Here is a 16,316-nt window from a genome sequence, read left to right as displayed (position 1 = left end):
TGAAACATAAAATCAACTCTTATTTGATATAAGATATATTTCAGTAACAGCAATCAGATATTTTGCAGAAGTTTATAATTTCTCAGTCAATATAACTGTCGGACTTTACTTAACCTGACATATACCCGTCATACTGCAAGCTGAATTTGCGGTGGCTATCTTCATTACTTGGCCCATCTATGGGCCTCGCCAGCAAACAGCGTACAAATCGGTTCCCGACCGATTTGTCCCCCAGCCACTTACTGCCATTGACCTTAGAATCAATAAGCTCCTGGGGATTTACTCACTAGCCGCCCTCCTGCAACTCGAATTACTTAGGGTATATCTAAGATGAAGACAGCCCTTTCACTGAGAAAACAGTTACTGAGGAGACTGTTGCAGTGTCCAGTTCAGCACCTGTGAGGCCAACTGATTACTCGCCAAGCCAAAAGCATCCACCACTTCATTCATCTGTGCGCCCTTAATAGGTTGTCGAATTTCAAAATGTCGTGTTGCCATAATTCTGCGGTCTGAAATACGCACCAGTCGGGCATCAAAACGGATCAGTACTTCACTGTTACCCGCTTGATATACCCCCTGAAATGCCGATAAATCGCCGCTCAGCTCAACATCAGCCTGAAGGCTATCATCGTCGCTGCTGACAGCAGAAATACGGCCATCAGTACGGAATTCCTGGATCAGGCGATTACGCACTAAAATAGGGGTCGGATCAGTCCAGCGCGAATTTTTGTAGACCGCTATTTCCTGCCCTTCTGGCTGCACAGCAATGCGCGAACTGTTGATAAACTGATTGGTGGCTGGTTGTGAAACTCGCAACGACCAATTTACTGCCTGCGCGCGCGGCGCATTTGCTGCGGGCGGCACGGGCAGTAAGTAAACCTGTGATACCGGCGCGCTGGGTAAAATGGTACAAGCTGACAGTAACATCGCCAGTCCGGATAACATCAACAGCCGCGCACCACGGCCGGTAGAATGCATTATCTTCAGAGATATCATCGAGGCGTAAACTCCTGTGTTCTTTCACGGCCACGCAGCAGAGCCGCAGGATTTTCTTCCAAACGGGAAACCGCCGCACGCAATGTGGCTAATGTTCTGCGCAATTCATCAACAGCAGGCCCTAATTCATTCATTCCTTGCATGCCATTATTGAGAGAAGTTTTATTTTCAGTGACCAATTTATTGAGAATGATGCTGGTATTTTGTAACGATGCCATCGTCTTGGCGGCATCATTAACCAGTTGCTTACCCTGCCCATCCATCAATCCATTAGCGTTGCGCAGCAAGCGATTGGTTTGCGCCAGTGTCTCATTAGCTTGTTTGCTGGCCTGGGCCAACTGCTGCAACATGGTACGAATGTCCTGACGTTGATCGGCGACCGTCTGGGTGACCAGTGCGAGATTATCAAGTGTGGTGATGAGCCGCTGTTGATTATCAGGTGCCAGTAGCTGGTTTAAGCGCATCAGCACTTCATTGGCGTTACTCATGAAATTCTCGCCATTGGCCAGCAATTGGCTCATCGGTGACGGAGTGGCAATAATAATAGGAATTTCGCCATCTTTACCCTCCAATAACGGGCTTGACGGGGTGCTGCTGCTAAATTGAATATTTGAGGTACCGGTAATACCAGCAACCGTCAGACGGGCTTGCGTATCTTGGCGGATAGGTGTCGAAGCAGAGACGCGAATCCGCGCCCAAACCTTATTAGGGTTCTCACTGTCCAAACGCAGTTGAGTCACTTCGCCAACCCGAATACCACTGTACTGCACGATACTCCCTTGAGACAGGCCACTCACCGGTTCATTAAAAACAATATCGTAGAGCTTGAACTGGCGATTAGAGCCGGCGTTTGTCAGCCATAGGCAGAATAACAGCGCGGCACTGACCACAATGAGAGTGAACAAACCAATGACAACATGGTGAGCACGGGTTTCCATTTACAACCTCTCTTCGCTATTAATCGCTGCCGCCGCCTGATAAGCAGCCCGGCCACGAGGGCCATGAAAATACGCCTGAATCCAGTCATCATCAGTTGCAGCCACTTTATCCAATGTATCTACCACCAGTACTTTCTTTTGTGACAATACGGCCACACGATCACACAAGGTATAGAGTGTATCCAGATCGTGTGTCACCAGAAATACCGTAAGATTCAGTGCATCCCGCAAGGTGCGGATTAAACTATCAAACGCCGCCGCACCAATAGGATCAAGGCCCGCAGTCGGCTCATCGAGAAACAAGATATCAGGGTCTAATGCCAGCGCGCGCGCCAATGCAACACGTTTAACCATCCCGCCTGACAATGAAGCCGGATATTTACTGCCCGCCCCTGGCGGTAAGCCCGCTAGCGCTAATTTAACCTGAGCTAACCGCTCTGCCTCGTCACGGGGTAAACCCGCATTTTCGATTAATGGCAGAGCCACGTTTTCCGTCACCGTCAAAGAACTAAATAATGCGCCGCGTTGAAACAATACACCAAATCGGCGTTCAACTTGAGAACGCGCCTGGCCCGATAGTGTCATTAAATCCTGACCAAACACATGAATCTGCCCTGCCGTTGGACGGCGTAATCCCACGATACTGCGCAGTAGCACTGACTTACCAGTACCCGATCCGCCCACCACACCGAGCACTTCGCCGCGCTGCACGTCAAGATTAAGATCCTGATGTACGCACTGTTTGCCAAAGCAATTCACCAGATTACGAATTTGAATGATTGGCTCTTGTATCATTTGGCTCACCATCCCATCTCCATGAAAAATAGTGCTGCGACGGCATCAAGCAAGATCACCACGAAGATTGAATGCACCACACTGGTGGTCGTGTGTACTCCGACAGACTCAGCACTGCCAGTGACTTTGAACCCTTCGAGGCAACCAATAATGGCAATCAGGAAAGCGAAAATAGGTGCTTTGCTTATTCCCACCAGAAAATGCTGCAATCCATTACTGCTTTGCATGATCGATAAAAACATGGTGGGCGAGATATCGAGAGCTAACGCACAGACCACCATCCCGCCGAAAATGCCGCAAACCATACCAATAAAGGTCAACATCGGTAATGAGATTAACAGCGCCAACACGCGTGGCAGTACCAACAACTCAACCGGATTTAAACCCAGAGTTTGGATGGCATCAATTTCCTCGTTCGCTTTCATCAGACCGATTTCAGCGGTGAAAGCACTGGCTGTACGCCCCGCCATTAAAATAGCCGTTAGCAGGACGGCAAATTCACGTAGAAAAGAAAACACCACCAAGTCGACGGTAAAAATACCGGCACCGAAAGTGGTTAATACTGTCGCCCCAAGGAAAGCAATGACCGCTCCCACCAGAAACGTCAGTAGCATAATAATAGGAACAGCATTGAGGCCGATTTGCTGAATATTGGCAATCAAAGAAGTCATTCGCCAGCGCGAGGGGCGGAAAATCGTGCTAAATAGTGCTTCGAGAGTCAGGCCGATAAAACCCAGTAACGATTTGATATCTTGCCATAAATTGTCCACCGACCGGCCGGTATTTGCCAATAAGTCAAGCCAAAATGAAGATGATTTCTCTGACGACTCGGAGGCTAAATCAGGTAAAACACGGCTAACTGTTTCCAATAAAGTACGGCGTTCTTCGGGTAGTTTAGGCGCAAGTTCACGCAGATGATTGACACGTTCTTCACCCAGAAGCAGTGCTAACAGTGTCGCGCCAGCAGTATCTAAAGCGCCTAATTGCGTAAGATCAAAGACCACTGACTGAGGCTGGCTAGCGCGAAATTGCGTGACGACCGGTTCCAAAACGCGGTAATACGCCAGCACCCAATCTCCTTTGATAGAGACCCGGACAGGTTGAGTTGAGCTGTCGATATCGAGTTGTGCTGTGAACGGCCGCGCGGTCATAGAAAAACCTTACTCTTTATTGGAATACGGTTTTGACATCATTTATCAATCAAAACCCAAATCACTACTGTAAATATGTATATCACACACTTAACTAAGAGCAATGACTAATGAATAAAGAGAGTTGGTAGACTCTAAACCGTTAATAAACAGTTTAATAAAAAAAGAAGTAGTGGGCGGGTATCAGGGGCCAGCAGGCCCCTTCGGTCAATGTGCAAATTGCCGTATTTTTTCCCCCGGCATCGCAAACCACACCACGGTCGCCAGCAGGATCAACAAACCGCTAGCAGTACCTAACACTAAGCTGTGCGAAGCCGAAAAAGCGATTTTGGCACTATTGAGCAGCGCGTCATATCCACCAAGGCTATTTACTACCTGAATGGTTTCACTGATAGAAGCACTGGCCTGTTCCGTCAAGCTGGCGGGCAAATCCTCCGGTAATACAATCGAGGATGTATAAGCCCGCGATAGCATCAAACCAAAAATTGCCACCCCCAAACCTGCGCCCAACTCATAAGCCATTCCCTCTACGGCTCCCGCCGCACCGGCTTTTTCTGGTGGAGCTGCACTCATGATTGCCGCCGTGGAGGCCAGCAGTGATGCTTCAATACTGAAACCGAGTAATATCATCCATCCCCACGCCAGATATACCTGCGTGGCAAAATCAGTCCAGGCCAACCCGAGAAAACTCAATGAACTGAAGGCGATACCGGCACTGGCGACAGTACGTAATCCCAGTTTGGCCACTAACCATCCCGATAAAGGCCCGCTCACTCCGCTGGCAATCATTAAAGGCAGCAGAAATATGCCCGCTTCAAGTGGACTTTTTCCCAACACAAACTGCAATTCTTGCGTCAGGAGTAATTCAAATCCCACCAGCGTTATCATCGCCGTCATTGCCATTGTTATACCAACGGCTATAACTCGCTGACTTATCAGACGAAAATCGATCATCGGGGCAGAGGTAGACAATTGATTGCGCACAAAAGCAAACAACATCACACCGCCAAACAAGGCCGTCAGCGACGTCGTTACTGGGTCGCCATTGCCGCGTAGCCCGGTTTTGGCTGCATAGACCAGCATCAGGATAGCAGTGATCAACACCAATGCCGGAGCCAATTTCCATGTCTGTTCAGTGCGCATCGGCTGGGTAGGAATAACCACCAATGTGGCAATAACCACCGCGATAATAATAGGAATATTGATTAAGAACACCGATCCCCAATAAAAGTATTCCATTAATAGCCCACCGACCAACGGCCCCATCGCCGCGCCCATGGTGCCAATAGCTACCCAAATTCCTAATGCTAAAGCTCGCTCGCGTTCATCAGTAAAAACATGGCGCACTGCGGATAAAGTGGCGGGGAGAATCATCGCCGCGCCAATCGCCAGACAAGCGCGCGCAGCAATCAACGCGGCAACCGACGGTGCCAAAGCAGCCCCAAGAGAAGCTATACCAAACAATACCGACCCCAATAAAGCCAGTCGTTTAAAACCGATGCGATCACCCAGTGCCCCCATTGGGAGTAATAAACAGGCCATCACTAACGAGTAAATATCGATGATCCATAATAACTCGCTACCGGTGGCAGACAAGGCTATCCCCAGCCGTGGTGCAGCCACATGAAGTACGGTTGCATCAATAGAAACAGGGAGATACATCAGAATAATAACGTAGAAAATCATCCACTTTTTAGACATAGAAAACGCTCGAATTAAGCATAATTTAAAACTGAACACCCGTTCAATTTCGCAATAATAGCGGAAAGTTGAACTGACGTCCAATTCATCACATAATGATGAAAATATTAATGTGTCAGATAAAGGAATCTCTTTGGCCTATTTGAATCGTGAAGAGCGACATGACACCATTTTGCACGCTGCGATGCGTGTCGCCATAACCGAGGGGATGAACGCTACCACCGTGCGCCGTGTTGCCAGTGAGGCGGGCGTGGCTGTTGGGCAAGTCCATCACCACTTTTCATCGGTTTCACGACTGCGAGCCGATGCTTTTCTATTATTAGTGAAGCAATCTTTAGCGGCTTTCGCGATAAACAGCCAAAACTTACCGGCCCACGAGCGGGTGCTCCTTGTTCTGGGTTATCCACAAGATGAAGCGGGTAAGCGAGAAACGCGCTTATGGAATGAAGTCTCGGTCATGGCCGAACGCGATGACTTGATTAAAGAGGCCTGCGCCATCTCAATGTCAGATTGGCATCAAGCCACCGTCGAGGTAATTGATGCCGGAATAGCCAATAATGAATTCCGCGCAAATATAAGCGCCAGTGATATCGCATGGCGCTTGATTGGGCTGGTCTGTGGTCTGGATGGATTGACACAATTAACCGAATTAGGTTTTTCGGAAACAGAAATACTGCGTCATCTGACAGCTACGATGAAAGCCGAATTATTAAAAAACCCTTAAGCTAACACCAGCCTCAGTTTGTATCTCACTCGTAATTTTACCGGAGATACAGGCTATAATGGCTATTTGACCCACCTATTCCCAAAATCATTGGCGTTGTAGCCAGCATCAGAAACTGCTGCAACATCAAGGAAGAACGGGATTTTTGAGAGCCAACTATGACTCAACAATCTACTGTCGCCGATGTTATCTATTACAACGGCATCATTTACACGGCAGATGCCAATAACCGGATGTGCAGCGCCATCGCACTGGGCCAGGGCTATATTCTGGCGACGGGCAATGATGAGCTTATCCCACAGTTTTCTGGCCCGAAAACCCAACTTATCGATCTGGCTGGCAAGTTTATGATGCCCGGCCTTATTGACAGCCATATGCACCCGTTTTGGGGTGGCAAACAGCTGATCGGTTGTAATCTCAATTATGCCGCGCTGAGTGTTGAGCAGACGTTAGATATTATCCAAAAGCATCTCGATAGTGATCCCTTTAAAGGTGAAAATGACTGGTTGACTGTGCGTGCCTGGCAGCGCCAAGCCATAACACCGGTAGGTGCAGATATGAGTCGTGCCGCCCTCGACTCACTTAATACTCGTCGCCCGGTGGCGTTGTTCTCGAATGACTGCCACACGCTGGCGGCTAATAGCCGCGCGCTTGAGTTGCTGGGGATTGATGAAAATACGCCCGTCCCACCCGATGGCAAAATTGCTCGCGACGTGAACGGCAAACTTACCGGCATTTTGGAAGATGCGCCGGCCATGCGCGCCTTTGACAGTATCCCTTCTGCCACGCCAGAAAAGAATGTGCAAATCGCCGCGCATGTGCAACAAGTCTTAAATGCTCAGGGTGTCACTACCGTGATGGATACCCGTGTATTTGCCGAACAATTGGTGGCTTTCCGCCAATTATATGAGCGCAACGAGCTGACTTTACGCGTTCTGGGTGCCAAAGAAGTCACACCAGACAGCCTACAAGGGCCGGAAGATGCGGCACGCGTGGTACAAGAAGTGGTGGACTTTGGTCGTCAGTGGGGAAATGAAGAGTGGACACCCGCGCCGGGGTTTGCTGTTGATCACTTGAAACTGTTTATCGACGGTGTTCTACAGCCGCCGACCATGACCGCCGCCCTGCTCGAACCTTATCGTGCCAACCACGGCACGGCAGAAAATCCAGACTGGCAGCCAACTAAACACTATGGCGACCTCTATTTTACCGCGCCAGTCGTCAATGCGGTGATGCTGGAATGCGCCCGTGCCGGCCTTCATCCACACACTCACACCGTGGGTGATGGTGCGATCGAAATGGTGCTGGATGCGGTGGAACAGATGCGAGCTGCCTTCCCTGGCAAAGATATCCGGCCGGGGCTGGCGCACAATGAGCTGGTGGCTACTCATCAATATGACCGCTTTGCCAAACTGGGGGCGACTGCCGTGCTCTCTTTCCAGTGGGGCGGTTTGCCGGGTGTATTGATTGATGAAGAGCGCGAAATGCTGGGTGAAGCCCGTTTCCAACATATGGAACCCGCGGCGCGTTTCCTCGATGCAGGGGCTCGTATTGCTTATGGGAGTGACTGGCCGATTGATCGTTTGGATGAATGGTACAACCTGCAAGTAGGGATGACCCGCCGCGCATGGCATCTTGACGGCAGCCCCGCTGGCCCGCGGCTGGATAATGATCGTGACCTGACGCTGATTGAAACATTACGCTCCGCCACCATTGACGCGGCGTATATGATTGCCAAAGAGCAGTATATTGGCTCACTGGAAACGGGTAAATTTGCCGACATTATCATTTTGAAAAACAACCTGTTTGAGCAGTCACCAGAGACGATTTATCAAACTCAGGTGGAATGTACATTGATTGGCGGTAAAGTGGTTTATCAGGCCGGATAAACCGGTATTTATACCCACCCGAGTCACTGATATAAGTCGGTGACTCGGGTGATAAACATGCCGAAATAAAAGGTAATTTACCTGGATGATCCGAGTCATCAATCTGGCAAATAACGCAGCAATACCAAGTCGGAAAGGTATTGGCTTTCAAACCTTACCCCCTTGTGTCAAAATCCGCTCCTTTCTATGTTAGATCTGCATAAAAATGCAGCTTAGCGGTGCTTGTACACACCAGGAGATGATACGGTAATGCCACAAAATATTCAGTTGCGCAGAGTGCTTAAAACCCCCGCGCTGGTCGCTTTCGGGCTCGCCTATATGGTGCCTTTGGGCGTATTTACTACCTACGGACAGGTGACTGTATTAAGTCAGGGGCATCTACCTATTGCCTATCTGGTCACCGTAGCTACCATTTTATTTACCGCCCTCAGTTATTGCCGGATGACTAACGCTATGCCGTTATCAGGTTCTGCCTATTCTTACGTTCAGCGTAGTTTTGGTGGAAAAACCGGTTTTCTGGTGGGTTGGGCGCAAATTTTGGATTATCTGTTCCTGCCAATCCTGAATTATTTAGTTTTGGGCATTTTCTTGCACGAGGCATTTCCGGCGATCCCCGCACCGGTATTTATTATGGCGTCTATTGTCAGTGTCAGCCTATTGAATATTCTCGGTGTGCGCCTGCTCACTTCGGTGAATTTCTCGCTGATAGCGGCGCAAATGATCTTTATCGTATTATTTATTGCTCTTTCTTTCAGTCAGGCTGATTTAAGCCCGGCTGCGTTAATGAAGCCACTGCTGGTCAATGCCGGTGATATGTCTGGATTATTATCCGGTGCCGCGGTGCTTTGTCTGGCATTCCTCGGCTTTGATGCCATCGCGACTATGGCAGAAGAAGCCCACGACGCGAAACGCACTCTGCCACGCGCTATTCTGTTTACCGTGATAAGCGCCGGTGCCATCTTTATTGCTGTGTCTTATGCTGCGCACTTGGCTTATCCAGACTGGAAATCATTAATCCCTTATCAGGATACCGCTAGCCTGATTATCTCCGAGCATGTCGGCGGTAAGTGGATGTATAACTTCTTTATGGCCACTTACCTGACGGGCGTTTATGCCTCGGCGATGACCGCACAGACCAGTGTGTCGCGTATCTTCTATGCCATGGGCCGTGAAGGGGTACTACCGCGAAAAGTGTTCTTCCATCTGCATCGCAAGTTTCATACGCCGTGGCGCGCTATTTTGTTCGTGGCGACCATCTCGCTGCTGGCGCTGTTCCTTGATCTGAATTTAGTGGTGTCGATGATAAGCTTCGGAGCACTCGGCGCGTTCACTTTTGTGAATTTGAGTGTTATAAAACACTTTATTTTCAATGAGAAGCGTCGTGGTATTTCAGCCATGTTTAAATATGGGCTGTTGCCAATGATGGGGTTTGTGATGTCGGTGTGGTTGTGGCTTCATCTTGAACAGCGCGCGCTAGAGGTCGGCTTGTTGTGGTTACTGGCTGGTTTTATTTACTTGCTGTGGCTCACACGCGGTTGGCGTCAGTCTCCACCATCAGTTCATCCGGATGATATTTCTCATCTGCTGTGATTAGTATGAAGAGCCGCATAACGCGGCTCTTTTTTGTGATATCCGCTCAGCTATTAAAGGCCGCGACGCGCCCGACCGACCGCCTCACCTAACTGCCACACCGCCATCGCGTAATGGGTGCTGTGGTTATAACGGGTAATAGTGTAGTAGTTTGGCAAACCATACCAATATTGATAGCCGGTACCGACATCAAGACGCAACAAGCTGGCTTCCTGATAGTCGCCCAGCGAACCGGTCGGGCTTAGCCCTGCGGCAGATAATGTCGAAATGGGGTATTTTGTCTTAAAGCCATTATCGAGATTTGGCGCTTGCCCGTTGGCAGGAATAGCCACGGCGGCCCCTTTGGTCCAGCCGTGGGCTTTGAAGTAATTCGCCACACTGCCGATGGCATCCTCCGGATCCCACAAATTGATGTGGCCATTACCATTAAAATCAACAGCATAATCTTTAAATGACGATGGCATAAATTGACCATAACCCATTGCACCAGCGTAGGAACCGCGCAGACTGAGCGGATCATTGCCCTCAGCGCGCGCCATCAGCAAGAAGGTTTCCAACTCACCGGAAAAATACTCGGCGCGGCGCGGATAAGCAAAGGAGAGTGTTGCCAGCGCATCAATGATACGAGTCTTACCCATCACTCTGCCCCAGCGCGTTTCAACGCCAATAATGCCAACGATAATTTCTGGTGGAACCCCGTAGACCTCATAAGCACGTTGCAGGGCTTCTTCATGTTGGTTCCAGAAATTCACGCCATTTTGCACGTTATCTGGCGTAATAAATTGGTTGCGATAGCGGTTCCAGGCCCCATTTGGCCCGGATGGACGGCCAGAGGTCGGCGCTTGCTTATCCATCAAGCGGATAACAAAATCCAGTTTTTTAGTTTGCGCTAATACATCATGCAGTTGCTGACGCTCAAAACCATGCTCACGCACCATTTTATCGACAAAACGGGCAGTATCCGCATTATAGGCAAAATCACCGTCTGGCACGTGACCCACATGTTGCGGTTCAAGTAAAAAACCGCTTTGTGTCAGGCTATCTGACGGCGTCGCAGCCACAGGAGGCGTCGGCTTGCTGCTACAGGCAGAAAGCAAAATGAGTGAGGGAAGAATGACAGCTAAGTGACGCATCGTATATCCATAGACCATGCCAAAAAGTAATAGCTATGTTAAGTCATTGTCTGTAAGGAACAAACAGGAAATACGGGATTACATTGGGTTATTTACAATAGGAATCGCACAGTAGCCGGGGTCTTCACCAGAGAAAAACAGACTAAACCCTTTGAAGAATAAGGAATTACAGCAACATCAATGAAACATTTAGTATCAAATAATACGAATGATTTTCACTATCATTGCTAATTTCTTTCTATACAATCGAAATGTTTCTCCGTTGACTAACTCTCTCGTTTTCTTCTTTGACCTGTTAAAGGATGTCTTTATGAAGTTACGTTTATCCTCTCTTGGCCCTGTTGCTCTGTTAGCTTCCTCAATGATGCTGGCTTTTTCCGCCAATGCTGCATCCAATGACGAAGGTATTGTGGTGTATAACGCCCAACACGAAAATCTGGTGAAATCCTGGGTCGACGGCTTTACCAAAGATACTGGTATTAAGGTAACCCTGCGCAATGGCGGGGACAGCGAGTTAGGTAATCAGCTGGTTCAGGAAGGTAGCGCATCACCCGCAGACGTTTTTCTGACGGAAAACTCCCCGGCAATGGTGCTGGTCGATAATGCGAAATTGTTCGCCCCATTGGATGCGGCAACACAAGCTCAGGTAGCGACAGAATATCGCCCTGACCATGGACGCTGGACTGGCATTGCCGCCCGCAGTACCGTTTTTGTCTATAATCCAGAAAAAATTAGCGAAGCCGAGTTACCTAAGTCGATTATGGATTTAGCCAAACCTGAGTGGAAAGGCCGTTGGGCTGCATCACCTTCTGGGGCTGATTTCCAAGCCATTGTTAGCGCCATGCTGGAACTGAAAGGCGAAAAAGCCACGTTGGAATGGTTAAAGGCCATGAAAACTAACTTTACTGCCTATAAAGGTAATAGCACTGTAATGAAAGCAGTGAATGCTGGCCAAATTGATGGTGGGGTTATCTATCACTATTACCGCTTTGTTGATCAAGCCAAAACCGGTGAGAACAGCGGTAAAACTCAACTGCATTACTTCAAACATCTAGATCCGGGTGCTTTTGTGAGTATCTCCGGTGGCGGTGTATTGGCGTCCAGCAAGCATCCGAAAGAAGCTCAAGAATTTATGAAATGGATAACCAGTAAATCCGGTCAGGATGTGTTGCGCACCAATAATGCATTTGAATATGCCGTGGGTGTTGATGCTGCTTCCAATCCTAAGTTAGTGCCACTGAAAGATCTGGAAGCACCAAAAGTAGAACCGTCTAAACTGAACAGCAAGAAAGTGGTTGAGTTAATGACAGAAGCAGGCTTGCTGTAATACAGCCAACCTGCTGATAATATGTATTTTTAGCCCGTCGCGTCCCTGACCCGGCGGGCATTAACACGCCGAGTGCCTTGACGATTATGGCCAATGTAAACCCCGATGTTATCCCTATGCCACTGGGTCAGACAACTCAACGCCAATATAGCCGCCGCCCCGGTTCTGAGATTGTGGTTATTGCTGTGATGCTTTCTCTATTGTCCCTGCTGCCGCTGGGGTTTGTTATTGGCATTGCCATTGATACCGGTTGGTCAACGGTCAAGGCTCTCGTTTTCCGCCCTCGCGTGGGGGAATTACTGCTTAATACGGCATTACTGGTGGCGTTCACTTTACCGCTATGCGCCATTATTGGTGTGGCGTTGGCATGGCTCACCGAACGCACCACACTACCCGGCAGGCGAATTTGGTCACTGCTGGCTATTGCCCCATTGGCAGTGCCTGCTTTTGTGCAAAGTTATGCCTGGATAAGCCTGGTACCCTCAATGCACGGGCTTGGCGCGGGGGTATTTATCTCTGTCATTGCCTATTTCCCTTTTATTTATCTGCCCGCTTCAGCAGTATTGCGTCGCCTTGATCCCGGTCTGGAAGATGCTGCAGCATCTTTAGGTAGCACGCCCCGAGGGGTATTTTTCCGCGTAGTGCTACCGCAATTAAAACTCGCTGTTTGGGGCGGTTCGATATTGATTGCACTGCATTTATTAGCAGAATATGGCCTGTACGCCATGATCCGTTTTGACACCTTTACCACGGCTATTTTTGATCAATTCCAATCCACCTTTAATGGCCCAGCAGCCAATATGTTAGCGGGTGTCTTGGCGTTATGTTGTCTGGGATTATTGTTAATCGAGGCCACCAGCCGCGGCTATAACCGCTATGCTCGAGTCGGTTCGGGGAGTGCGCGCAGACAAACCGCTTATTCAATGGGAACCGCCCTCACCCTATTGTGTCTGCTACTTCCACTGGCGATGACCACCCTCTCGCTCGGTGTGCCTTTTATCACCCTCACCCGCTGGCTCTACATCGGCGGCATCGATGTATGGTTGAATGCTGAGCTATTTCCAGCCTTGAAACAAACGCTGGCTCTGGCGCTGAGCGGTGCCGTGATTATCACCCTGTGCGCTATACCAATGGCTTGGTTATCCGTCCGCTATCCAGGGCGTTTGCACCGGGTCATGGAGGGGTGTAATTATGTCACCAGTTCGCTGCCCGGTATTGTGGTCGCACTGGCGCTGGTGACCATCACCATCCGCATTGCACGGCCGCTGTATCAGACTGAATTCACGCTTTTACTGGCCTATTTATTGATGTTTACGCCACGCGCCTTAATCAGTTTACGGGCCGGAATTGCGACTGCGCCGGTCGAGCTGGAAAACGTGGCACGCAGTTTGGGCAAAACGCCCGCTCAGGCCATCTGGAGCACCACCATGCGGCTAGCGGCCCCCGGTGCGGCGGCGGGTGCAGCCTTGGTATTTCTGGCGATATCCAATGAATTGACTGCCACCTTATTATTAGCACCCAATGGTACCCGAACTCTGGCCACTGGATTCTGGGCATTAACCAGTGAGATAGACTACGTCGCTGCATCACCTTATGCCCTGCTCATGGTAGCGCTCTCCCTGCCACTCACCTGGCTCCTTTATTCTCAATCTCAACGTACGGCAGGATTATGAGCACGCTTGAACTTCAACAAATCGGTAAATCTTACCAATCGGTCCAGGTATTAGACGGCATTGATTTACAGGTGACAGCGGGCAGCCGCACAGCGATTGTCGGGCCATCGGGTTCGGGTAAAACTACATTGCTGCGTATTATTGCCGGCTTCGAAACGCCGGATAGCGGCAAGGTGATTTTGCAAGGAAATCCGCTATTTGACCAATCAACTCACGTCCCAGCGCATAAACGCGGGATTGGGTTTGTTCCGCAAGATGGTGCACTATTTCCACATTTTAGCGTGGCGGGCAATATTGCTTATGGGCTAAAAGGCAGCAAGCAAGATAAAACTCGACGGATTGATGAATTGATGGAAATGGTGGCACTAGATCGGCGATTAGCGCAACTTTGGCCCCATGAAATATCCGGTGGTCAGCAACAACGTGTCGCACTCGCCAGAGCATTGGCACAAAGCCCGGTATTGATGTTATTGGACGAACCCTTTTCCGCACTGGATACCGCTTTGCGCGCATCTACCCGCAAAGCGGTAGCTGAACTGCTGTCACAAGCCAATATCGCCTCCATATTAGTCACGCACGATCAAAGCGAAGCATTATCTTTTGCCGATCAGGTCGCGGTAATGCGCGCGGGCAAGCTGGCTCATGTGGGCGCGCCGCAAGAGCTTTATCTCAGACCGATTGATGAGCCGACCGCGACATTCTTGGGGGAAACACTGATTCTTTCCGCTAACATTGAGGCCGGATGGGCCGACTGTGCGCTAGGCCGTGTCAAGGTTGACGATGCAACACGCCAGGGGCAAGCACGCATTATGCTGCGCCCCGAGCAAGTGACTATCACACCACTGCCCTCCGCTCACCATTATCCGACTCACTGTTTGGCTAAGATTGTCAGTATTGATTTTGCCGGTTTTATTTCAACGCTCACGTTATCTATTATTGAGCACAACGACATCGTCGCAATCAAAACTATCAGCCGCGAAGGTATCTATGTCGGCTTAATGGTTGATTTGACGATTATGGGTCAGGCCCATATTTTTGTTGAGTGACAGACAACACATTTCTATCAACACGTGTCGACTAAAACATGGCAACAAGCACAAGTTATGCTCTGCCCACTCCCGCAGATTAGATTATGCTACTGAGCATCATGAATATCGGAGCCGCACCAAATGGATGAGATCCACGTCATCATATTGACCATCGGGCTATTTGTACTCACATTTATTAATCCCGGCGCTAACTTACTTGTTGTGGTTCAAACCAGTCTCAGCTCCGGTAAAAATGCAGGTTTACTCACCGGGTTAGGTGTGGCTTTAGGGGATGCGATTTACTCAGGATTGGGGTTATTTGGTATGGCAGCGCTGATTGCTGACGGAGGATCACTGTTCTCGGCAATCAAGATCGGCGGGGGTTTGTATCTGGTTTGGTATGCCTACAATATGGTGCGCCATCGTCAAGAACTGCACATGGGCATAGGTGCTGTCGCGGCTTGGTCAATTACGCCTTGGTATGTGTTCTTCCGCCGTGGCCTGTTAACTGATTTATCTAATCCGCAAACTGTGCTGTTTTTTATCAGTATTTTCTCGGTAACTCTCACCCCGACCACACCAGCATGGGCCAAAATGATCGCCTGGCTCGGCATTGTTGTGGCCTCAATCCTCTGGCGGTCATTGCTGAGTATGGTATTCTCCCGCCCTGCAGTACGCCGCGCGTATGGCAAAGTTCAGAACTTGTTAAGCGGAATTATCGGAATCGCTGTCGGAGCCTTTGGGCTTCGCTTAATTTATGAAGGAATAACTCACCGCTGATAGCAAAATCAGCATCACAAAGGCTTCGCTTGGAGCCTTTTTTGTTCCCGTCGCAATTGCCGATACTCCAACACTGTCAACACGATAACCACTAAGTCAAGAATAGTGATTAAAATCAGCATAATAGAGTGAGTAAAGGTATAGCGATAAAGTTGATAGATAATAAATAAGCTAAAAATGACTATTGCTGCTGGGTAATATCCCAGCTTTTTGCGCCACAATCCAATAATGACCCATAACTTAACAATGCCATGAATTAATAAATAAAACGCGGCGAAATGCAGACTGCTGATGGAAAGGCTTTGCGCTGCATGCAACAAATGATTGGCAATCACATCGCCACGATCTTCGATAAACTCAACTTGAGTGATGCGATGCAATATATTCAATAAAAGCTGTGGGGTGATAAAAAAAGTTAAAATACCCGCCACTATCTCCATGATAGCCAATATCGCTTTTAGCAGCAGGCTAACTTCAAAAACAGCATGAATATTCTTCTCTCCGAAGAGATTATTACGCTCAAAACGGTTTCTCATATTCAACATCGCACTCATTCCCTGCGTGATAAAGTGTTGAAGAGTATTGATATAG

General features: G+C 49.1%; 14 protein-coding genes. 7 read left to right on the top strand and 7 right to left on the bottom strand.

Features of this window, described 5'->3' with window-relative positions:
* Nucleotides 1–360: 360 nt before the first annotated feature.
* From ACF3VQ_RS06420 to ACF3VQ_RS06400, 5 genes are all read right to left on the bottom strand, one after another.
* Entirely contained in the window at nucleotides 361–996 is a 636-nt protein-coding gene (locus ACF3VQ_RS06420; RefSeq protein WP_392433917.1) for an ABC-type transport auxiliary lipoprotein family protein, read from the bottom strand.
* Nucleotides 993–1,934, bottom strand: coding sequence for an MlaD family protein (locus ACF3VQ_RS06415; RefSeq protein WP_392433914.1), 942 nt, complete (start codon nucleotides 1,932–1,934; stop codon nucleotides 993–995). Before ACF3VQ_RS06415 ends, ACF3VQ_RS06420 begins: the two co-directional genes overlap by 4 nt.
* Nucleotides 1,935–2,741 (bottom strand): ABC transporter ATP-binding protein, encoded by an 807-nt coding sequence (locus ACF3VQ_RS06410; RefSeq protein ID WP_392433911.1) that lies wholly within the window; start codon nucleotides 2,739–2,741, stop codon nucleotides 1,935–1,937. It abuts the gene before it with no gap.
* A complete protein-coding gene (locus tag ACF3VQ_RS06405; RefSeq protein WP_392433909.1) occupies nucleotides 2,735–3,880 on the bottom strand; it encodes an MlaE family ABC transporter permease in 1,146 nt (381 codons plus the stop codon). The genes ACF3VQ_RS06410 and ACF3VQ_RS06405 overlap by 7 nt, the downstream gene beginning before the upstream one ends.
* A gap of 207 nt (nucleotides 3,881–4,087) precedes the next feature.
* Nucleotides 4,088–5,581: an MFS transporter gene (locus ACF3VQ_RS06400; RefSeq protein WP_392433907.1), complete on the bottom strand. Its 1,494-nt coding sequence runs from the start codon at nucleotides 5,579–5,581 to the stop codon at nucleotides 4,088–4,090.
* A 133-nt stretch (nucleotides 5,582–5,714) separates the two neighbouring features.
* Between ACF3VQ_RS06400 and ACF3VQ_RS06395 the strand changes: the two genes are divergently transcribed.
* From ACF3VQ_RS06395 to ACF3VQ_RS06385, 3 genes are all read left to right on the top strand, one after another.
* A complete protein-coding gene (locus tag ACF3VQ_RS06395) occupies nucleotides 5,715–6,305 on the top strand; it encodes a TetR family transcriptional regulator (RefSeq protein ID WP_392433905.1) in 591 nt (196 codons plus the stop codon).
* Between the two features lie 158 nt (nucleotides 6,306–6,463).
* Nucleotides 6,464–8,194 carry an amidohydrolase gene (locus ACF3VQ_RS06390; protein WP_392433902.1) on the top strand — a complete coding sequence of 577 codons (1,731 nt, stop codon included), beginning with the start codon at nucleotides 6,464–6,466 and terminating at the stop codon, nucleotides 8,192–8,194.
* A 249-nt stretch (nucleotides 8,195–8,443) separates the two neighbouring features.
* A complete protein-coding gene (locus tag ACF3VQ_RS06385; RefSeq protein WP_392433899.1) occupies nucleotides 8,444–9,784 on the top strand; it encodes an APC family permease in 1,341 nt (446 codons plus the stop codon).
* Nucleotides 9,785–9,837: 53 nt separating this feature from the next.
* Here the strand turns inward: ACF3VQ_RS06385 and mltB are convergent, their stop codons facing one another.
* A complete protein-coding gene (mltB, locus tag ACF3VQ_RS06380) occupies nucleotides 9,838–10,917 on the bottom strand; it encodes a lytic murein transglycosylase B (RefSeq protein ID WP_392433897.1) in 1,080 nt (359 codons plus the stop codon).
* A 310-nt stretch (nucleotides 10,918–11,227) separates the two neighbouring features.
* Between mltB and ACF3VQ_RS06375 the strand changes: the two genes are divergently transcribed.
* The 4 genes from ACF3VQ_RS06375 to ACF3VQ_RS06360 all read left to right on the top strand — a co-directional run bounded on the left by ACF3VQ_RS06375 (nucleotide 11,228) and on the right by ACF3VQ_RS06360 (nucleotide 15,725).
* Entirely contained in the window at nucleotides 11,228–12,244 is a 1,017-nt protein-coding gene (locus ACF3VQ_RS06375) for an iron ABC transporter substrate-binding protein (RefSeq protein WP_392433895.1), read from the top strand.
* A gap of 86 nt (nucleotides 12,245–12,330) precedes the next feature.
* Nucleotides 12,331–13,917: an ABC transporter permease gene (locus ACF3VQ_RS06370; RefSeq protein ID WP_392433892.1), complete on the top strand. Its 1,587-nt coding sequence runs from the start codon at nucleotides 12,331–12,333 to the stop codon at nucleotides 13,915–13,917.
* Nucleotides 13,914–14,963, top strand: coding sequence for an ABC transporter ATP-binding protein (locus ACF3VQ_RS06365; RefSeq protein WP_392433890.1), 1,050 nt, complete (start codon nucleotides 13,914–13,916; stop codon nucleotides 14,961–14,963). Before ACF3VQ_RS06370 ends, ACF3VQ_RS06365 begins: the two co-directional genes overlap by 4 nt.
* Before the next feature lie 123 nt (nucleotides 14,964–15,086).
* Nucleotides 15,087–15,725, top strand: a complete 639-nt coding sequence (locus ACF3VQ_RS06360; protein ID WP_392433887.1) for a LysE family transporter — start codon at nucleotides 15,087–15,089, stop codon at nucleotides 15,723–15,725.
* 14 nt (nucleotides 15,726–15,739) lie between these two features.
* Here ACF3VQ_RS06360 and ACF3VQ_RS06355 read toward each other — a convergent pair whose 3' ends face one another.
* Entirely contained in the window at nucleotides 15,740–16,270 is a 531-nt protein-coding gene (locus ACF3VQ_RS06355; RefSeq protein WP_392433885.1) for a DUF2127 domain-containing protein, read from the bottom strand.
* Nucleotides 16,271–16,316 lie beyond the last annotated feature (46 nt).

The organism is Yersinia fenwicki (assembly GCF_043099325.1).
GTDB lineage: Bacteria > Pseudomonadota > Gammaproteobacteria > Enterobacterales > Enterobacteriaceae > Yersinia.
Note: the sequence above shows the minus strand (reverse complement) of the source record. Positions and strands in the feature narration are given on the sequence as shown.